Genomic DNA, 18,032 nt, shown 5'->3' on the forward strand with positions numbered 1-18,032 from the left:
ATTAGAAGCTTTGATAGAGTACCGATCATGACGGAAGATGCTGGTCAGCTGCGGGTTTGCGAGTACCGGCGCTGCGGAGCGCCGCTGCCGCCTGCGGTGGGGCGGGGGAGCCGGGCGCGGTTCTGCCAGGACGGGAAGACCTGGGGGCGGCGCAACCTGTCCTGCCGCGACGCCGAAGCCGTGCTGTCGGACGCCGAGTCGCTGCGGGAGAGCGATACCGAGCTGGACGACACCGCCGTCACCGCGCTCGCCGGGCAGGTCGATCGGGTCCTCGAGCCCGCGCGCGGGCTCGTCGAGACCCTCGCGACCCTGCGCCACCAACTGGAAGCCACCACCGCCACCGCGCTCTCCGAGCGGGACGCGGCACTGACCGAAGCCGACGAGCACCGTCGTCAGCGTGGGCTCGCCGAAGCCGAAGCCGCGCAGGCCCGTGACGTCGCCGAAGACGCCGCGAGGACCGCTGCCGGCGCCGAGAAGGCAATGGCGGCGGCAGAACGGGAACGGGATGCCGCCCGTGGCGCCCAGCGCGAGGCGCTTCACGAACGGCAACGCGTCGAAGGGCAGCTGGCCGCGGTCCGCGACGAGCTGGCGCGGGTCGCCGAACGAGCCGAGGCGAGCGCGAGCCTGGCCGGCGAGCGAGCGTCGACGATCGCCACCTTGACCGCGGACCTCGCCGCCACCCGCGCCGCGCTCGACGAGGAACGCGGCCGCGGCCAAGCTGCCGCGGCCCGTGCCGAGGCGGCCGAAACGCGCGCCGAAACGGTCGCCGGGCGGCTCGACGCGGCACGCGAAGAGCTGACCAAGGCAGCTGCTGCCCACCACGCCGCGCAGGAAGCCACCCTCGAACGGGCGCGAGCGGAGGTGGAACGCATGCGCGCCGGGTACGACCAGCGGCTGGCCGAGGCGCAGGCCGCGCACGAGCAGACCGTCCGGTCCATGCACGAGACGACCACGAACCTCGGCGCCGAACTCCGCGCCGCCGCGGGCCGTGCCGACAACGCCGAACGCGCGCTGACCAGGGCACTCGCCGTCTTGCGGGAGATCCCGAACGCCGAGTTACCCGAGGACGTCGTGGCAATGCTCAAGTAACTACTTGACTATTAGTCCGCGCCGCGCATACTTAAGTACATGCTTGACCATGACCTGGACCTGCTGTTCCGCGCGCTGGGCGACCGGACGCGGCGGGCGCTGGTGGAGCGGCTCGTGCGCGGGCCCGCGTCGGTCAGTGAGCTGGCCGAGCCGCTGACCATGTCGCTCGCCGCCGTCGTGCAGCACCTGCAGGTCCTCGAAGCCGCCGGGATCGTGCGGTCGGAGAAGGCCGGCCGCGTCCGGACCTGCCGGATCGAGCCGGAGCTGTTGCGGGCCGGCGAGCACTGGCTGGGGCGGCAGCGCACCACGTGGGAAAGCAGGCTCGACCGGCTCGGTGACTTCCTCGCCGAGCCGCCCGGCCCCTCGGAAGGGAGCACGACATGACCGTCAAGCACACCACTTTCTCACTCGAACGCACCTACCCCGTCCCGCCGGCGCGGGTGTTCGCCGCCTGGGCGGACCCGGTCGCCAAGAACCGCTGGTTCGTTTCCGAGGGTGCGCACGAGCTGGATTTCCGCGTCGGCGGCCAGGAAACCATCGACGGCCGCGCGCCCGACGGCGGTGCCCTGAACCTCGTTTCGACCTATCACGACATCGTGCCGGAGCAGCGGATCGTCTACTCCTCCACGCTCGCCGGCGCCGGCGCGCTCGCGACCGTCTCCATCACCACCGTCGAACTGCTGCCCGAAGGTGACGGCACCCGGCTGGTCCTCACCGAGCAGGACACGTTCCTCGACGACGCCGAGAAACCGGAGTGGCGCGAGCAGGGCACGGGCGACTGGCTGGACAAGCTGGGCGAGGAGCTGAAATGACGGCAGAACTTGCCGGAGCGTCGTTCACGCCGTCCGGTACCGCTGGGGACTGACGCCGAACTCGCGCTTGAAGGCCGCGCTGAGCGCGAACGCGCTGCCGTAGCCGACCTGGTGGGCAACCGAGCCGATCGTGGCGTCCGGTTGCTGGCGCAGCAGGTCCGCGGCGAGCGCGAGGCGCCAGCCGGTGAGGTAGGCCATCGGCGTCTCGCCGACCGTCGTGGCGAACCGGCGGGCCAGTGCGGCGCGGGAGACGCCGGTGTCGGCGGCGAGCTTCGCGACCGTCCACGGCTCGGCCGGCTGGTGCTGCAGCAGCCGCAACGCCTGGCCGACGACCGGGTCGTCGTGGGCTCGGTACCAGGCGGGCGCGCTGGTGTCGGGCCGGTCGAACCACGCGCGCAGCGCGGCGATCAGCACCAGGTCCAGCAGCCGGTCGAGGACGGCTTCCTGTCCGGGCAGGTCCTTGCCGATCTCGCCGGCGAGCAACCCGGCCAGCGGCGTCGGCCAGTCGGCCGCCCGCAGGACGATCAACGTCGGCAGCGCGGCCAGGAGCTTCTTGCTGATCTCGCCCGCCATGCCGTAGGTGCCGGTGAGCAGCACGACCGGGCCGCCGGTGCCCCAGGTGCGGACGCCGAGGTCGGTGTACTCGGTGAGGTGCCCGCCGTCGGGAGTGCGGCACTCCTGGCCGGGCAGGATCAGCGCCTGCGGCGGTGTCGACGGGTGGTCGGCGACCAGGTACGGGTCCGGGCCGCGGACGATCGCGACGTCGCCTTCGCCCAGCAGGACGCTCTCGCCGGCGTCCGGGACGATCCACGCTTCGCCGCGCACCACCGACACCACGGTCAGCGGTGCTTCGTCTTCGATGCGCAGTGACCACGGCGGGGTCAGCACCGAGCGGAGCAGGAACGCGCCGTGGGCGCGGGAACCGTCCAGGAGCGCGGCGAGCGGGTCCATGCCGCCGAGTGTAGACGCTGGAACATGCGATTGAGGCTGTGAACTATGGAGAGTCTTATCGGCGACCGGTTGACTCTCGGCCATGACAACGAATTTCCTGGTGCTGGGGCGCCCGGCGACGGACGTCGAGGACTTCGCGCGGGACGCGGCGGCGGCCGGGGCCTGGGCGCGGTGAAGGGGAGAACGATGTCGACGGTGGTGCTGGTGGCCGCGCTGGTCGCGGCCGGGTTGATCGCCGGGCTGTTCTACGCCTACGCGTGCTCGGTGATGCCGGGTTTAGCACGTGGCGACGACAAGACGTTCGTGGAGGCGATGCGCGGCATCGACGTCGCGATCGTCAACCCGGTCTTCATGCTGACGTTCCTGGGCGCGCCGGTGCTGGCGGGCGTGGCGGTGTTCCTGAACCCCGGGCCGCGGCCGTGGGTGATCGCGGGGTTCGTGTTCCTGGTGGCGATGATCGTGATCACAGGCGTGGTGCACATCCCGCTCAACAATGCGATGGATAGCGGCGGTGACGACTACGCGGCGGTGCGGGCGGCGTTCGAGGCGGTCTGGGTGCGCTGGAACGTCGTGCGTGCGGTGGTGAGCACGGCGGGCTTCGGCTGCCTGGTCGCCGCCGTGCTCACCAAGAGGTGACTCAGTCCGCGAGGCGGAAGAGCAGGTCGGTGACCCAGTCGGCGGGATCCGGCACCTCGAGGGGGTTGGTGCGCAGGACTTCCAGGCGGCCGCCCCACTCCTCGCCGTCGGGGCCTTCCGTGACATCCCACGTGACGCCCTCGGCGGCGCCCCAGGCCAGTACGTCCGCGGTCGCGGCGGCCAGGCCGTCAGGGGCGCCGACGTAGGTTTCGAGGACGTACTTCCCGGCCGGGACCTCGCCGAGGAACGCCGGTTCCCGCAGGTCGAACTCGCCGTCGACCGGGACGCCCGCTTCGACGGTGAACCGCATGCCGGGGTGCAGCACGCGGTAGCGGAAGAACGGCGCTCCGGCCGGGACGATCCCGCGGCCGGCCAGGGTGCCGATGAGCGGCGGCAGCCGGTCGGCGATGCGCGGGAAGTCCTCGATCCCGAGGGTGGCGCGCTCGGCGACGTAGCGCTGGGCCGGTCGGTCCACGATGGACGGCATCAGGGTTCCTCCGGGACGAAGATCGGGCGGACTTCGATACTGCCGTAGGTCACGGCGGGGTGCTTGGCCGCGATCTCGAGGGCTTCGTCGAGGTCGTCGCATTCGAGGACGACGTAGCCGCCGACCTGCTCCTTGGCTTCGGTGAAGGGGCCGTCGGTGAGCAGCACTTCCCCGTCGCGGACGCGGATGGTCGTGGCTTCCGACGGCGGGCGCAGGCCGCCTCCGCCGTGGATCTTGCCGCGGCGGGCAAGGTCTTCACCCCAGCCGTCGCAGCCGTCGTACTGGTGTTCCTCGGCGGTCTCGTCGCCGGCGATCAGCAGCAGGTAGCGCATTCAGCGTCCTTCCAGTACTTCGCGCAGACGCGCGGCGAAGGCTTCCGGCTCGGCCATGAACCCGCCGTGGTCACCGGGGAAGAACTCCGGCTTCCGGTCGAGGTCGGCGGCCAGGCCGAGGCCCGTTTCGTGGGCGAGCTGCCCGGCGGACTTCTCGCCGACGGCGACGACCAGCCGCGCGGACGTCGCCCGCAGCGCGTCGAGGTCCGGCTCGTAGGCGCCGGTGGCGGGCATCAGGTGCCCGAAGAAGTAGGCGAAGTTGCCTTCTCCGCGCGGGTCGAGCGGCGGAGCCGGGTCGATGCCCAGGGTCGCCATGAACGCGGCGAAGGCCGGGCCGACGCCGTGTTCGCGGTAGAGCGCGGGGATGTCGGGGCCGTCGAGCGCCCCGGTGGGCGCGTACCGGGTGACCGGGGGTTCGTGCAGCACGACCGTGCGGACGTCGCCGGGGTACCGCACGACGTGGTCGAGCATCGTGATGGCGCCGCCGCTGCTGGCGAGGACGTCCGCGGGGCCGACGTCGGTGAGCAGGCGGTGGACGTCGTCGGCGTGCTCGCGGATCGTGTCGGGTCCGGGTTCGCCCTCGAGGGGACTGCGGGACAGGCCGCGGGGGTCGTAGGTGACGACGGTGTGGTCCTCGGCCAGCAGGGGCCGGATCGAGGTGAACACCGTCGAGTCGGCGGGGCCGCCGGGGACCAGCAGCAGCACGGGGCCGCTGCCGGTGACGTCGTAGGTGATCGTGGCGCCGGGGACGGCAAGGGTGGTCATGGGTGTTCCTCCGGTGGTCGGGCTTCTCCCGACCGACGAACGGACGCGGCCGGGACCGACACCGCTTCGGAGATTCTTCGCGTGAGGTACGCGCGTTCGGACTCGGTGGGCGCGAGGTCGCGCGCTTTCGCGTACCACTCGGCGGCTTCGGCGTGCCGGCCGAGCCGGCGGAGGAAGTCGGCGCGGGTGGCGGGCAGGAGATAGTAGCCGTCCATGGTCAGCTCGTCGAGGAGGGCGAGCCCGGCGAGCGGGCCGTCGGCCATGCCGACCGCGACGGCCCGGTTGAGCTCGACGACGGCGCTGGGGACGTGCTTGCGCAGCTCGCCGTAGAGGCCGGCGATCTGCGCCCAGTCGGTGTCGGCGGGCCGGGCGGCGGTGGCGTGGCAGGCGGCGATGGCGGCCTGGATCTGGTACGGCCCGGGCTGCCGCCGGCGCAGCGCGGTCTCCAGGAGCTGGGTGCCTTCGGCGATTTCGCCCGCGTCCCACCGGGTGCGGTCCTGTTCTTCGAGCGGGACGAGCTCGCCGTCGGGGCCGGCCCGGGTGGCGCGGCGGGCGTGCTGCAGCAGCATCAGCGCGAGCAGGCCGAGGGCCTCGGGTTCGTCCGGCATGAGGTGGGCCAGGACGCGGGCGAGCCGGACGGCCTCGGCGGCGAGGTCGGGGCGCAGCAGGTCGGGCCCGGCGCTGGCGGAGTAGCCCTCGTTGAACGTCAGGTACAGCACGCCGAGGACGGCGGCGGTGCGTTCGGGCAGCAGGTGCGCGGGCGGGACGCGGTACGGGATCCCGGCGTTGCGGATCTTGCGCTTCACCCGCACCAGCCGCTGGGACATGGTGGCTTCCGGGACGAGGAAGGCGCGGGCGATCTCGGCCGTGGACAGCCCGGCCAGCGTGCGCAGCGCCAGCGCGACCTGGGCTTCGGTGGCCAGGGCGGGGTGGCAGCAGGTGAAGATGAGCCGCAGCCGGTCGTCGGTGACGCCGCTGTCGTCGAGGTCCGGCTCGTCGGGCACGTGCATGAGGGCGGCCTCCCGGAGCTTGGCGGCGCCGGCGGTTTCGCGGCGGAGCCGGTCGGTGGCGCGGTTGCGGGCGGCGGTGGTCAGCCAGGCGCCGGGCCGCCGCGGGACGCCGTCGCGCGGCCAGGTGCGCAGCGCGAGAGCGAACGCCTCCTGGGCGCACTCCTCGGCGAGGTCCCAGTCGCCGGTGATCCGGATGAGCGTGGCCACGACCTGGCCCCACTCTTCGCGGAACGCCTCCGCGACCGCCGTCTCGACGTCCACCACCGCTCCTCCTCCCGCCGGGTCACCCACCCGACGAACGGCGGGGGCCGGGACCGACCGCCGCGGCGTGGCAGGCGCCGAACCCCTCGGCGCGCACGACGATCCGGCCACCTTCGACGCGGACGGCCGTCTCGGTGGCGTCGCTGACCGCCGTGACGCCGGCGGCGGCGGCGAGCTCGCCCGCGGCGTCGCAGACGAGCCTCAAGCGAGGACTCGCGGGGGGTGCGATTGCCTGGTCGAGGCAGCCGCGCAGGTCGGCGACGGCGAGCCGGGCCAGGGCAGCGAGTTCGCCGGGGTCGCTGGTGACGAGCACGGCGGTGACGTCGGCGCCCGCGCGCACAGCCTCCTCGAAGGCGGACGCTCGGTGCAGGCCGAGGATCGTGACGACGCCGTCGCCGGGCCGGAACGGTTCGCCGGTCAGCAGGTCGGTCGCCGGCGGCGGGGTCCAGGGTTTGTCCGCCAGGCGGGCGTGACTGGTGATCGGCGGGGTCGCGGGCCAGTCGTCGACGAGGTCCAGGTCGAGCAGTGCCGCGCAGGCGGTGACGACGTGGAACGGCTCGCCGAAGCCGGGTGCGGCCACGGCGAGCTGGCTCGCGCCGTGCAGCGTCGTGAGGGCGGCTTCGGCGACGCGGACGAGGCGCCGTCCCGGGCGCAGCCGTTCGAGGGCGAGCCCGAGCAGGATCGCCTCGATGCGCATGAGCTGCGCGAACGGCCGGCGGGTGTGCTCGTCGGCGAGGATCTCGGGCAGCAGGTCGCGGCCGAGGCGGGCTTCGCCGCTGTCGCTGTCGGTGGCCAGCGGCAGGCGGGCGACCCAGGCGCGGGCGAACGCGGCCAGGACGTCGGCCGCGGTCGGGTTCGGCGGTGGGGTGGCGTAGCGGGGTGCGCGTTCGGCGAGGTCGGCCAGGACGGCGAAGTAGAGGGCCCGCTTGCCGGGGAAGTTGGAGTAGACCGCGCCGCGGGTGAGCTCGGCGCGTTCGGCGATGACGTCGATCTTCGCCTCGCGGAAGCCGCGCTCGGCGAACTCGTCGCGGGCGGCGGAGAGGACCTTCGCGCGATTGCGTTCCTGGGTTTCCGCCCTGCTGAGCCTGACCATCGTCCTCCTTGCCACGGCGTCGCCAGTCAAGATACCGTGACCACTGAGATGATAGGAACATCTGATCTGACCATGTGGAGTTGCGGATGAGCCCCGAGATCGACCTGACCGACCTGAAGGTCCTCACCGACCCGTTCACCGCCTACGACCAGGCGCGGGAAGTGAGCGCGCTGGCCAAGCTCGTGATTCCCGGCTTCGGCCCGTTCTGGGCGCTGACCCGTTACGCCGAGGCTCGCGCGATGCTGGCCGACCCGCGGTTCGAGGTGCGCGCGGAGAGCTTCCTGCGGCCGCCGGGCATCCCCGAGCACTGCCTGGCCTACCTGCGGACGATGGCCGAGCAGGACGGGCCCGAGCACCTGCGGCTGCGGCGGCTGGTCGCCCCGGCGTTCACCCCGAAACGCGCCGCGCAGCTGCGCCCACGGCTGCTGGCCCTCACCGAACGCCTGCTCGACGACCTGCCCGCGCACGCCGAGGACGGCGTCGTGGACCTCGTCGCGCACTTCGCGCGGCCGCTGCCGATGGACGTCATCTGCGAGATGGCCGGCATTCCCGACGCCGACCGGCCGCGCTGGCGGGAGTACGGCGCCGCGGTCGCCGGCGGCGTGGGCCCGGACTTCGCCGCCGCGATCCCGGCGATCATCGAGGGCGCGAAGGACGCGGTGGCGCGCAGCCGGGCCGAACCGGGCGACGACCTCATCGGCGACCTCGTGCGCGCCGAGGACGACGACCGGCTCACCGACACCGAGCTGGTCACCCTGGTCTGGCACCTCGTGCTGGCCGGGCAGACCCCGGTGAACCTGATCGCGAACGCCGTCGAGGCCCTGCTGCGGCACCCCGACCAGCTCGCGGCCGTGCGTGCGGAGCCGGGACGGTGGCCGGGGGCGGTCGAGGAGCTGATGCGCTTCTGCAGCCCGCAGCTGCTGACCACGCCGCGGTTCGCGCGCGAAGACGTCGAGATCGACGGGCAGCTGATCCGCGCAGGCGAACGGGTCACGGCCGCGATGGTGGCCGCCGACCGCGACCCGCGGGTGTTCGCCGACGCGGACCGGCTCGATGTCACCCGGGAAGGGCCGGCGCAGCTGGGGTTCTCGCACGGCCCGCACTTCTGCCTGGGCGCGTCGATCGCGCGGGTGGAGACGGAAGTGGCGCTGTCGGCGCTGTTCGGCCGGTTCCCGGATCTCGCGCTCGCCGTCGACGACGTGCCGCGCGCGCCCGACGGCGGGACCTGGCGGCCCGCGAACCTACTGCTGGCGCTCTGACACCAGGGTTTCGATGCCGTCGAGGACGCGGGCGAGGCCGAAACGGAAGAGGTAGGCCGGGTCTTCGGCGTTGTTGTGGGCCTCGCCCGCGGCCTGGCCGACCCTGCGGCCAGGGCGTAGTGCGCCGCCGGAGTCCGACCCGGAGCTGCTGCTCGGCTGAGGCTTCTTCACGAGAAGAACCGGCGTCCAGGCAAGGATTTTCGTGGGATTTCGCCGTATCCAGCGTGATCCCCGATGTCTCCTGTCCGCGACGGCGGGGTTCTCGCCGGGTCACTGGGGGTGCGGGCGCGCGGGTGCTCCTCCCGCGCGCCCGCCCGGTTCTTGTCGGTGTCCGGCGCTAGCGTGCGCGCCATGGACCCCATTGCCGCCGAGCTGCACCGGTACCTCCAGGAAAAGCGCGAGAGCGTGCTCGCGTCGTTGTCCGTGTTGAGCGAGTACGACATCCGCCGTCCGATGACCCCGACGGCCACGAACCTGCTGGGCCTGGTCAAGCACCTGGCCAGTGGCGAGCTGGGGTCACTCGGCGAGTGCGTCGGCCGCCCGTCCCCGGTCCGGCTGCCGTGGGTGGAGGACGGCTCGGTCTGGGACGGCGCGGACATGTGGGCCACCGCGGACGAGACCCGCGAGGAGGTGGTCGAGCTGTACCGGATGGCGTGGCGGCACACGGACGAGTCGATCGAGCAACTGCCGCTGGACGCGCCCGCTTCGGTGCCGTGGTGGCCGGAAGAGCGCCGCAAGACGACGTTCGGGTCGCTGCTGGTGCGGGTGACCGCCGAGACGGCACACCACGCCGGGCACGCCGACATCGTCCGCGAGCTGGTCGACGGCCACGGGGGCGCCGACCACGACGACATCGGCGACGCGGCGTGGTGGGAGCGGTACACCGCCCGCGTCCAGCAGGCCGCCGACCACCACCGCCCGTCCGTCAGCCCACCGGCGTGACCGCGTAGTCCTTGACCCGCATGGAGTCGTGCATGCGCACGCCGCCGGTGTTGAGCTTCGCCAGCGCCGTGGTGACGCGCGCCGGCAGTGCCGAGACCAGCTGGCCGCCGCGGGCCAGTGCCCACACCCCGGCGCGGGAGGCGGGGATCAGGCTGCGGGCGGCACCGGCGGCGAACGCGCGGCTCTTGCGCACCAGCTCGCCCATTTCCCTTTCGTAGGCGGCGAAGGCGCGTTCGTGGTCGCCGCCCGCCGCGGCCAGCTCGCCGGCCAGGACGTACGCGCCGAGCACCGCGAGGCTGGTGCTGCCGCCGACGGCCGGCGGGGCAGTAGCCGGCGTCGCCGACGAGCGTGACGCGCCCGCGTGACCACGTGTCGAGCCCGAGCTGGGTGATCGAGTCGAAGTAGAACGGGCCTGGCCCGTCGAGCTCGGCGAGCCAGCCGTCGACCTGCGGGTGCATCCCGGCGTACGCCTCGCGCAGCAGCTCCTTCTGTCGCGTGACGTCGCGGTGGTGGTAGTCCAGCAGCTCGTCGTGGCGGAAGAGGAACACCGCGCGGGTTTCGTCGAGGTGGCGGGCGCGGTAGATCCCCGCGGTGCGGCCGGGGCCGAGGTGCAGGACGGTCTCGCCGTCGCCGAGGCCGAAGGCGCCCGGAATGGAGAGCACGGCCAGGTAGGCGCCGATGAAGTTCGTCAGGCCGGCTTCCTCGCCGAAGACCAGGCGCCGGACGTTCGAGTGCAGCCCGTCGGCGCCGACGACGAGGTCGAACTCGCGCGGCGCGGCGTGCTCGAAGGTGACGTCGCCGTCGGGGGAGATGCTGGTGATCGACTCGCCGAAGAGGTACTCGACGTCGTCGCGGCCGGCGTCGTAGTAGATCTCGCTGAGGTCGTCGCGCATGATCTCGACGTGCCGGTCGGAGGTGGCGCGGTAGATCTTCGACAGGTCCACGCGCACCGGCCGGCGGACGCCTTCGCGGTGCAGAGTCATCCGGGTGGTGCCGGTCGCGTGCGCTTCCACGCGGGGCAGCACGCCCATCCGTTCGGTGATGTCCATGGCGGGCCGGAAGAGGTCGACGGCGTGGCCGCCGGTCTTACGCAGTGCCGGGGCGCGTTCGACGACCGTGACGTCGAAGCCGCGGCGGGTGAGCCAATAGGCGAGCACCGGACCCGCGATGCTGGCGCCCGAGACGAGAATCCGCATGAGTACCTCCCTGACTTAACGGTAGGTAAGTTGTACCACAGCTCCTTACCTATCGTTAAGTCAGTTATGCTGGGCCGGTGCCGAAACCCTCCGACACCAAGCAGCGCATCCTCGACGTCGCGCGCGACCTCTTCACCACCCAGGGCGTGCAGCGCACCAGCCTCCAGGACATCGCCGACCGCCTGGGCATCACCAAACCCGCGCTCTACTACCACTTCCCGTCGCGCGACGACCTCGTCCGCAGCATCGTCGCGCCCATGCTCGACGACGGCGAACAGTTCCTCCTCGCCCAGGAAGCCCGCGGCGACGCGCCGGTCCGGGAGCTGATCGAGGGCTTCTTCGACTTCAACTACCGCCACCGCGCGGACGTGATCATGCTGCTGGCCGAGCTGCCGACGCTGGCCGACCTCGGCCTCATCGACCAGGCGCTGGGCTGGCGCACCCGGCTCACCGCGCTGATCTGCGGCCCTGCGCCGACCCTCGAGCGGCAGGCTCGGGCCATCCTCGCGCTCGGCGGCCTGCAGGACGTCTGCATGCAGTTCCCCGATGCCCCGGTCGAACAGCTGAAAGCGGCGGCGGTCGCCGGAGCTCTCGACGCACTCGGCGGCTAACGGACAGCGGCGCGCTCGATGATCGCGCCGGTGTCGACCCCGGCCGGGAGCGTGCCGAACGCGATGCCCCAGTCGCCGCCGAACCGGGACGCGCAGAACGCGTCCGCCACCGCCGGGTGCCCTTGGCGCACCAGCAGCGACCCCTGCAGCACCAGCGCCATCGCCTCGACCACCCGCCGCGCCCGGTACTCGATCGCGTCGAGGTCGGTCAGCTCCTTGCGGACCCGGTCCACGGCGTCGTCGAGCCGCGCGTCGCCGCCGGCCGCCTGCTCGACCTCGGCGAAGAACGCCGCGACCGACTCCGGCTGCTTGCCCATGGCGCGCAACGCGTCCAGCGCGGCGACGTTGCCCGAGCCCTCCCAGATCGACGACAGCGGAGCCTCGCGGTAGAGCCGCGGCATGCCCGACTCCTCGACGTACCCGTTGCCGCCGAAGCATTCCAGCGCCTCCGCCGCGTGCATCGGCGCCCGCTTGCACACCCAGTACTTCGACACCGCGAGCCCGAGCCGCCGGAACGCCTGCTCCTGCGCGTCGTCGCGCCGATCGCCCGCCGCGGCCAGCCGCATCGCCACCGTCGTCGCCGCCTCGGACTCGACCACGAGATCCGCGAGCACGTTCGCCATCAGCGGCTGGTCGACCAGGGCCTTGCCGAACGCGTGCCGGTGCGTCGCGTGGTGCACCGCACGCACCGCACCCAGCCGCATCCCGGACGCGCTGCCGAGCGTGCAGTCCAGCCGGGTGTTGTTGACCATCTCGATGATGGTGCGGACCCCACGGCCCTCCTCACCGACGAGCCAGCCGACGGCATTGTCGTATTCGATCTCCGACGACGCGTTGGACCGGTTGCCCAGCTTGTCCTTCAGCCGCTGCAGCCGGATCGGGTTGCGCGAGCCGTCGGGCAGGACGCGGGGGAGCAGGAAGCACGAGAGCCCGCCGGGCGCCTGGGCCAGCGTCAGGAACATGTCCGACATCGGCGCCGAGGTGAACCACTTGTGCCCGACGAGGGTGTAGCTGCCCTCGGCACTCGGCGTCGCGGTCGTGGTGTTGGCGCGGACGTCGGAACCGCCCTGCTTCTCGGTCATCGACATGCCCGCGATCAGGCCGCGCTTGGTGCCCGGCTCGCGCAGCCCGAAGTCGTACTCGGTCGCGGCCAGCAGCGGCTCGTACCGCGCGGCCAGCTCCGGGTTGGCCCGCAACGCCGGGATCGCGGCGTAGGTCATCGAGATCGGGCAGCTGTGCCCGGCCTCGACCTGCCCCCAGACGTAGAACTTCGCCGCCCGGGCCGCGTGCGCACCCGCACGCGGGTCCCGCCACGGCGTGCCGTGCAGCCCGTGCGACACCGCGACGGTCATCAGCTCGTGCCAGTACGGGTGAAACTCGACCTCGTCGATCCGGTGGCCGTACCGGTCGTGCGTGCGCAGCACCGGCTCGTTCTCGTTGACCACCCGGCCCCACTCCTGGGCCTGCTCGCTGCCGGCCAGCCGGCCCAGCTCGTGCAGCTCGTCCGACGCCCACCCGGCGTCGGCCCGCTCCAGCCCGGCCAGCAGCGCGGGGTCGTCGGCAGTGTCGTGGCCGGTGAACGGCGGGACCTGGTTGGTGACCTCATGCGTGGCGGGCATCGGAACCTCCTAGAGCGCGGACGAAGAACGTGCGGAGCTCGGCGACGTCGCCGGCGTTACCGCTGGTCAACGGGCCGATCAGGACTTCGGCGGCCGCGCCCACCAGGGCGGCGGCGGTGAGCCGGCCGTCCTGCGGCGGCAGCGCGCCTGCTTTGACACCGGCCGCGACGTGCTCGGCGACGACGTCGGTGAACGCGCGCCGGAATTCGAGCCGTTCGGCGTCGATCCGCGCGTCGACCGGTTCGGCGAGCAGGGCGTACGCCTGACGCGGCGCCTTGAGCGCGCGCTGGGCGAACGTCTCGAACACGGCAAGAACCCGGTCAGCGGGCTCGCCGGGCTGCGCGGACGCGGCCCGGACGGCCTCGACCTCCCGCGTCACGACCTGCCGGAACACGTGCACGACCAGGTCGGCCTTGGTGGGGAAGTGCTGGTAGACGCTCCCGACGGCGACGCCGGCCCGCTCGGCGACGGCCGCGACGGAACAGCCGCTGTAGCCGTGTTCGGCCAGCTGCTCGGTCGCGGCGGCGACGATCGTCGCGCGCTGGGCGTCGAGCCGTTCCTGGACCTTCGGGGTGCGGCGGTAGGGCACAGCAAGAAGTGAAGCACTGATTCATTGCTTCAGTCAACGCTGCAGACGACGCACCGCGCGAAGCTCAGGTGGCCCGCGGCACCAGCGCCACCAAGTATCGGCAGGGGAGCGCCCCCGGGTTCGCGAACACCCGCTCCGGCGCCGTCCCCAGCTGCAGGCAGTCTCCGGCGGCCAGCTCGTGCACCTCGGCCCCCTCCCGGAGCCGCAGGTGCCCCTCCAGCACCCAGATCTGCTGGTGCAGGAACGCACTCGCGAGCAACGGCACCTCCGCACCCGCGGGCAGCTCGATCTCGACCAGCTCCAGCGGCCGCCCGGCGGCGGGGGAGACCGCGCGCCGCCGGTACCCGGTACCCGGATCCACCCACACCGGCTGCTCCGCCGCACGTACCAGCCGTCGCTCGTCGCCTTCGGCCCGCGCGATCAGCTCGGACAACGTCATCCCCAGCGCCGCCGACAGCTTCGCCAGCAACGCCGCCGTCGGCTGGACGTCACCCCGCTCGATCTTGCCGATCATCGCGCGCGACACCCCGGACGTCTCGGCCAGCGCAGCCGCCGAGAGACCTTGGGACGTCCTCGCCCCGTGCACGGTGGCGGCCAGGCGAGCGGTCAGGGGATCGGTCATGGGTTGATACTATACGACCCCTTCTGGCTACCATATGAGCCATGCTGATCCGAGACGCCACCCACGGAGACGCGGCCGCCTGCGCCGCCCTCTACGCCCCCTACGTCACCGACACCGTCATCTCCTTCGAGGACGAACCACCGTCCACCGCCGAAATGACCCGCCGGATCGCCGACGCGCACGCCTGGTTCGTCCTCGAAGACGCCGGCCGCGTCGCCGGTTACGCCTACGCCCACCGCTTCGCCGAACGCGCCGCCTACCAGTGGTCCTGCGAGACGAGCATCTACCTCGAACGCGGCCGCCGCCGCACCGGCGCCGGCCGCGCCCTGTACGAAACGCTCTTCGAACGACTGCGGGACAACGGCTTCTGCCGCGCCTTCGCCGGGATGACCCTCCCCAACGACGCCAGCGCCGGCCTGCACCGCGCACTCGGGTTCGAACCCGCAGGCATCTACCGCCGGGTCGGCTGGAAACACGGCGCGTGGCGCGACGTCGCCTGGGTCCAGAAGGACCTTCGCGCAACCGATGGTTGCACTTCTCCGCCGGTGCCGCTAACGTGACACGCAACCAAACGTTGCACGAGGAGCCGGCATGGACTACGGAACGCTCGACCGCGAAATCCACATCGAAGCCACCCCCGAAGTCGTCTTCGACGTCGTGAGCAGCCCCGAACACCTCCGCGAATGGTGGCCCGACGAAGCCGACTACCCGGTCGAACCCGGGGGACAAGGCCGCATCGGCTTCGGCGGCCACCGGGTCGGCTTCACCGTCGTCGACGCCGTCCCCCCGAAACACTTCTCCTTCCGCTGGACCCACGCCGAGGGGGAGACCGCCGCCCCCGGCAACTCGTTCCTCGTCGTCTTCGAACTCGAGCCCACCACCACCGGCACCCGCCTCCGGATGACCGAAACCGGCTTCCGCGAACGCGGCTGGGACGAAGCCAAGATCGCCGCCGAGTACGCCGACCACGTCAGCGGCTGGGACCACTTCCTGCCCCGCCTGCCCGCCTGCGCCGCCAAGGTGGGAGTCACCCGGTGAGCACCGCCGTGGACGACGACCTCTGGTCGGCCGTCGGCGACCCCACCCGCCGCCGCCTGCTCGACCTGCTCCTCGGCGCGGGGAGCGCCACCGCGACCAGCCTGAGCGAACACCTCCCGGTGACCCGCCAAGCCGTCGCGAAGCACCTCACCGTCCTCGACCGCGTCGGCCTCGTCCACGCCACGGCCACCGGCCGCGAGAAGCAGTACCGCGTCGACGAAGCCCAGCTCGCCCGCGCCGTCGCCCAGCTCGCCGACGTCGGCGCCGCCTGGGACGCCCGGCTGCGCCGCATCAAGCACCTCGCCGAAACCATCCAGAAGAACCGGTAGAGAGAGAAGACCATGGACATCCTGCACCGCATCGGCATCGAGAAGTCCTCGCCGGATCAGGTCTACGAGGCGCTCACCACCCTCGACGGCCTCTCCGGGTGGTGGACCAAGAAGACCGTGGGGGACACCGACCTCGGCGGCGTGATCGCGTTCCGGTTCATCCCCGGCGGCTTCGACATGAAGGTCACCGAGCTCGACCCGGGCCGGCTCGTCCGCTGGGAGGTCGTCGACGGCCCGCCGGAGTGGATCGGCACGACGATCCACTGGGACGTCGAGCAGCGCGGCGACCACACGATCGTCCTGTTCAAGCACGAAGGCTGGCGCGAGGCCGGCGAGTTCATGCACCACTGCAGCACGAAGTGGGCCATCTACCTGATGAGCCTCAAGCAGCTGCTGGAGACCGGAGAGGGCGCCCCGGCACCGCGGGACGTCATGATCAGCGACTGGCACTGACGTTACTTGACATAATGTACATTATCGGCACTTGGGACGTGCTGCGACGCAAAGCCGGGAGGGGTCCTGAAGCCCGGTTTCCCGGGAGGTGCGTTCGGTTCGTCAGGACGGCTTCTCCTGAGGTTTCCGGTCGGACCTTCTGACACATCGAGCGCCTGACGCCCTGCGGGCGCCTTTCGGACGCCGCAGGAGCATCCCCTGGAGCCATCGGACAGATGCGCCACCACCCGACCTCAAAACGTCACGGTGACGAAACTGCGGTGGGCGATCCGACGCACAGACGGCAGTCGGCAATGTCGACGCCGCAGCCTTGCTGACTGCCGACCGCCGCACAGTCTCCCGCAGCGGACCGGTCGCTCGAACATACGTGCGCATCCCCGCTGCGCGCATTGTGGGGCGACTCAGGGTCGAATTCGTCTTCGAGAGAGCCTTGGATCCCCCGGGAGACCATTCCGGGCTAAACCGACATTTCATGCATAATGGCGATTATGCATGAAATGTCGGGGCCGACCCGCCGACCGGAATTGTCGGTGGTGTGCTGTACAAGATCCACATGAAGGTTTCCGAGGCCCAGCAAGCCTTCTTCGCGGCCAGACGGCCCCGCAAGGACTCTCCGCACACCACCGACGCCTACCGCCGCGACCTCGCCGGGATCACCACTCTCCTGGTTTCGGAGCTCGGCCGCCCTGTCGAGGATCTCGACGTCGCCGACCTGACCGGACCGGCGCTGCGGTCGGTGTTCGGCGTGTTCGCCGACGGGCACGCGAAGAGCTCGGTGCTGCGGGCCTGGTCGACGTGGAACCAGTTCTTGACGTTCTGCGTGGCGGACGGGCTGCTCGAGGGCAACCCGATGGGTGCGGTGGCGCGCCCGCGGACGCCGGCGTTGACGCCGAAGCCGTTGCGGGGTGAGGAAACCCCGGAGCAGCTGCTGTCGGCGGCGGCCGCGGGTTCGCGGCGCGCGCGGGATCCGTGGCCGGAGCGGGACGTGCTGGTGATCGCGCTGGGGCTGGTGGCGGGGTTGCGGGCGGCGGAGATGCGGGCGCTGACGGCGCGGTCGCTGGTGGGGCGTGCGGGTGAGCTGCGGTTGCACGTGAAGGGGAAGGGCAGCCGGGACCGGTCGATCCCGGTGCAGCCGGTGCTGGCGGAGCTGATCGAGCGGTATCGGGCGTCGTGCCGGGTGCGGTTCCCGAGCGTGCGGTTCTCCCCTGGTTCGCCGTTGCTGCTGGATCGGTCGGGTGAGCCGATCGGGCGGGGTGCGCTGGAGTACCTGGTGAAGTCGTGTTATCGCGGTGCGGGGTTGCACGACCGGGTGCCGGCGGGGGCGAACCTGCACGCGTTGCGGCACACGTTCGCGACGCGGTTGGCGGAGGACGGGGCGACGGCGTCGGAGATCATGGCGTTGCTGGGGCACGCGAGCTTGGCGACGAGCCAGAACTACATCGAGGCGACGGGCCGGGAGCAGCGTGCGGCGGCGGCGAGCAACCGGACGTACCGGGCGTTGGACGGCTTGGGTTGAGGCCGTTCGGCTCGTTCTCCCCCGGTGGTCAGCGGAGCTGTTCGAGGTCTTTGGCGGCTCGGGCGATGTCTTCGGCCAGTCCGCGCAGTTCGCGTGGGTCCGCGCCGTCGTCGGCCGCGGTCACGATGTCTTCGGCCGCGCACCGCAGCTGGAACAGGCGGTCCTGCAGTGCGGCGATTTCCGTGTCGGACAGCACGACGGCGTCCTCGGGCAGGCCGCTTCGCTGCAGCGCGGTGCGGCGCTCGTAGGCGCGCTGGCGGCAGGACTGGCCGCAGTAGCGGCGGCGGCGGCCGACGTTGCCGCCTTCGGGGAGGCGTCGTCCGCACCAGCCGCAGTGCCGGGGCGCGCCTCGGCGTCCGGGCACGAGTTCGACGGGGGCGGGCTGGGCTAGTTCGACGGCTTCCCTCACCCGGGAGACCCTA

23 protein-coding genes and 2 pseudogenes are annotated in these 18,032 nt (G+C 72.0%); 12 read left to right on the forward strand and 13 right to left on the reverse strand.

What is annotated here, in order from left to right; translation table 11 throughout:
* Positions 1-27: 27 nt before the first annotated feature.
* From OG738_RS34295 to OG738_RS34305, 3 genes are read left to right on the forward strand one after another with little or no spacing between them, the layout of a single operon-like run.
* Positions 28-1,089, forward strand: a complete 1,062-nt coding sequence (locus tag OG738_RS34295) for a hypothetical protein (protein ID WP_329047301.1) — start codon at positions 28-30, stop codon at positions 1,087-1,089.
* 39 nt (positions 1,090-1,128) lie between these two features.
* Positions 1,129-1,473: an ArsR/SmtB family transcription factor gene (locus OG738_RS34300; RefSeq protein WP_329047302.1), complete on the forward strand. Its 345-nt coding sequence runs from the start codon at positions 1,129-1,131 to the stop codon at positions 1,471-1,473.
* Positions 1,470-1,901, forward strand: a complete 432-nt coding sequence (locus OG738_RS34305; RefSeq protein ID WP_329047303.1) for an SRPBCC family protein — start codon at positions 1,470-1,472, stop codon at positions 1,899-1,901. The genes OG738_RS34300 and OG738_RS34305 overlap by 4 nt, the downstream gene beginning before the upstream one ends.
* Positions 1,902-1,925: 24 nt before the next feature.
* On the opposite strand, the gene OG738_RS34310 is transcribed toward OG738_RS34305, so the two are convergent.
* Positions 1,926-2,852 (reverse strand): AraC family transcriptional regulator, encoded by a 927-nt coding sequence (locus OG738_RS34310; protein ID WP_329047304.1) that lies wholly within the window; start codon positions 2,850-2,852, stop codon positions 1,926-1,928.
* A 186-nt stretch (positions 2,853-3,038) separates the two neighbouring features.
* Here OG738_RS34310 and OG738_RS34315 point away from each other — a divergent pair, with 186 nt between their 5' ends.
* Entirely contained in the window at positions 3,039-3,488 is a 450-nt protein-coding gene (locus OG738_RS34315) for an anthrone oxygenase family protein (protein WP_329047305.1), read from the forward strand.
* A gap of 1 nt (position 3,489) precedes the next feature.
* On the opposite strand, the gene OG738_RS34320 is transcribed toward OG738_RS34315, so the two are convergent.
* Genes OG738_RS34320 through OG738_RS34340 form a run of 5 tightly spaced genes read right to left on the reverse strand, consistent with a single transcriptional unit; the run spans position 3,490 to position 7,436 of the window.
* Positions 3,490-3,975: a GyrI-like domain-containing protein gene (locus OG738_RS34320; RefSeq protein WP_329047306.1), complete on the reverse strand. Its 486-nt coding sequence runs from the start codon at positions 3,973-3,975 to the stop codon at positions 3,490-3,492.
* The gene (locus tag OG738_RS34325; protein ID WP_329047307.1) at positions 3,975-4,307 is read right to left on the reverse strand and encodes a YciI family protein; all 333 of its coding nucleotides are present in this window, start codon (positions 4,305-4,307) and stop codon (positions 3,975-3,977) included. The genes OG738_RS34320 and OG738_RS34325 overlap by 1 nt, the downstream gene beginning before the upstream one ends.
* The gene (locus OG738_RS34330) at positions 4,308-5,072 is read right to left on the reverse strand and encodes an alpha/beta fold hydrolase (RefSeq protein ID WP_329047308.1); all 765 of its coding nucleotides are present in this window, start codon (positions 5,070-5,072) and stop codon (positions 4,308-4,310) included. It abuts the gene before it with no gap.
* Positions 5,069-6,343, reverse strand: coding sequence for an RNA polymerase sigma factor (locus OG738_RS34335; protein ID WP_329047309.1), 1,275 nt, complete (start codon positions 6,341-6,343; stop codon positions 5,069-5,071). The genes OG738_RS34330 and OG738_RS34335 overlap by 4 nt, the downstream gene beginning before the upstream one ends.
* Before the next feature lie 22 nt (positions 6,344-6,365).
* Positions 6,366-7,436, reverse strand: a complete 1,071-nt coding sequence (locus OG738_RS34340) for a TetR/AcrR family transcriptional regulator (protein WP_329047310.1) — start codon at positions 7,434-7,436, stop codon at positions 6,366-6,368.
* 86 nt (positions 7,437-7,522) lie between these two features.
* On the opposite strand from OG738_RS34340, the gene OG738_RS34345 reads away from it, so the two are divergent.
* Positions 7,523-8,695 carry a cytochrome P450 family protein gene (locus tag OG738_RS34345; protein ID WP_329047311.1) on the forward strand — a complete coding sequence of 391 codons (1,173 nt, stop codon included), beginning with the start codon at positions 7,523-7,525 and terminating at the stop codon, positions 8,693-8,695.
* Here the strand turns inward: OG738_RS34345 and OG738_RS34350 are convergent.
* Positions 8,678-8,823 (reverse strand): annotated as a pseudogene (locus OG738_RS34350) (TetR/AcrR family transcriptional regulator); the annotation flags it as partial. The gene OG738_RS34345 and the pseudogene OG738_RS34350 sit on opposite strands and share 18 nt — an antisense overlap.
* Before the next feature lie 223 nt (positions 8,824-9,046).
* Between OG738_RS34350 and OG738_RS34355 the strand changes: the two are divergent.
* On the forward strand, positions 9,047-9,637 hold the full coding sequence (locus OG738_RS34355) for a DinB family protein (protein WP_329047312.1): 591 nt from the start codon (positions 9,047-9,049) through the stop codon (positions 9,635-9,637).
* Here the strand turns inward: OG738_RS34355 and OG738_RS34360 are convergent.
* Positions 9,621-9,926, reverse strand: coding sequence for a hypothetical protein (locus tag OG738_RS34360; protein WP_329047313.1), 306 nt, complete (start codon positions 9,924-9,926; stop codon positions 9,621-9,623). The genes OG738_RS34355 and OG738_RS34360 overlap by 17 nt on opposite strands.
* A gap of 418 nt (positions 9,927-10,344) precedes the next feature.
* Positions 10,345-10,833, reverse strand: a pseudogene (locus OG738_RS34365) (FAD-dependent monooxygenase); the annotation flags it as partial.
* A 77-nt stretch (positions 10,834-10,910) separates the two neighbouring features.
* On the opposite strand from OG738_RS34365, the gene OG738_RS34370 reads away from it, so the two are divergent.
* Complete coding sequence (locus OG738_RS34370) at positions 10,911-11,444, forward strand: TetR/AcrR family transcriptional regulator (RefSeq protein WP_329047314.1); 534 nt, start codon at positions 10,911-10,913, stop codon at positions 11,442-11,444.
* Here OG738_RS34370 and OG738_RS34375 read toward each other — a convergent pair.
* The 3 genes from OG738_RS34375 to OG738_RS34385 form a co-directional block, all read right to left on the reverse strand.
* Positions 11,441-13,063, reverse strand: coding sequence for an acyl-CoA dehydrogenase family protein (locus tag OG738_RS34375; protein WP_329047315.1), 1,623 nt, complete (start codon positions 13,061-13,063; stop codon positions 11,441-11,443). The genes OG738_RS34370 and OG738_RS34375 overlap by 4 nt on opposite strands.
* Positions 13,047-13,652, reverse strand: coding sequence for a TetR/AcrR family transcriptional regulator (locus OG738_RS34380; RefSeq protein ID WP_329047316.1), 606 nt, complete (start codon positions 13,650-13,652; stop codon positions 13,047-13,049). The genes OG738_RS34375 and OG738_RS34380 overlap by 17 nt, the downstream gene beginning before the upstream one ends.
* A gap of 64 nt (positions 13,653-13,716) precedes the next feature.
* A complete protein-coding gene (locus OG738_RS34385; RefSeq protein WP_329047317.1) occupies positions 13,717-14,274 on the reverse strand; it encodes a helix-turn-helix domain-containing protein in 558 nt (185 codons plus the stop codon).
* Positions 14,275-14,315: 41 nt separating this feature from the next.
* Between OG738_RS34385 and OG738_RS34390 the strand changes: the two genes are divergently transcribed.
* From OG738_RS34390 to OG738_RS34410, 5 genes are all read left to right on the forward strand, one after another.
* On the forward strand, positions 14,316-14,834 hold the full coding sequence (locus OG738_RS34390) for a GNAT family N-acetyltransferase (RefSeq protein WP_442875831.1): 519 nt from the start codon (positions 14,316-14,318) through the stop codon (positions 14,832-14,834).
* Between the two features lie 31 nt (positions 14,835-14,865).
* Positions 14,866-15,312 carry an SRPBCC domain-containing protein gene (locus OG738_RS34395; protein ID WP_329047318.1) on the forward strand — a complete coding sequence of 149 codons (447 nt, stop codon included), beginning with the start codon at positions 14,866-14,868 and terminating at the stop codon, positions 15,310-15,312.
* Positions 15,309-15,641 (forward strand): ArsR/SmtB family transcription factor, encoded by a 333-nt coding sequence (locus OG738_RS34400; RefSeq protein WP_329047319.1) that lies wholly within the window; start codon positions 15,309-15,311, stop codon positions 15,639-15,641. The genes OG738_RS34395 and OG738_RS34400 overlap by 4 nt, the downstream gene beginning before the upstream one ends.
* Positions 15,642-15,653: 12 nt before the next feature.
* Positions 15,654-16,094 (forward strand): SRPBCC family protein, encoded by a 441-nt coding sequence (locus tag OG738_RS34405; protein WP_329047320.1) that lies wholly within the window; start codon positions 15,654-15,656, stop codon positions 16,092-16,094.
* A 535-nt stretch (positions 16,095-16,629) separates the two neighbouring features.
* A complete protein-coding gene (locus OG738_RS34410) occupies positions 16,630-17,610 on the forward strand; it encodes a tyrosine-type recombinase/integrase (protein ID WP_329047321.1) in 981 nt (326 codons plus the stop codon).
* A 28-nt stretch (positions 17,611-17,638) separates the two neighbouring features.
* Here the strand turns inward: OG738_RS34410 and OG738_RS34415 are convergent, their stop codons facing one another.
* Positions 17,639-18,019: a hypothetical protein gene (locus OG738_RS34415; protein WP_329047322.1), complete on the reverse strand. Its 381-nt coding sequence runs from the start codon at positions 18,017-18,019 to the stop codon at positions 17,639-17,641.
* Positions 18,020-18,032 lie beyond the last annotated feature (13 nt).

It is taken from the genome of Amycolatopsis sp. NBC_01488 (assembly GCF_036227105.1).
Classification (GTDB): Bacteria; Actinomycetota; Actinomycetes; order Mycobacteriales; family Pseudonocardiaceae; genus Amycolatopsis.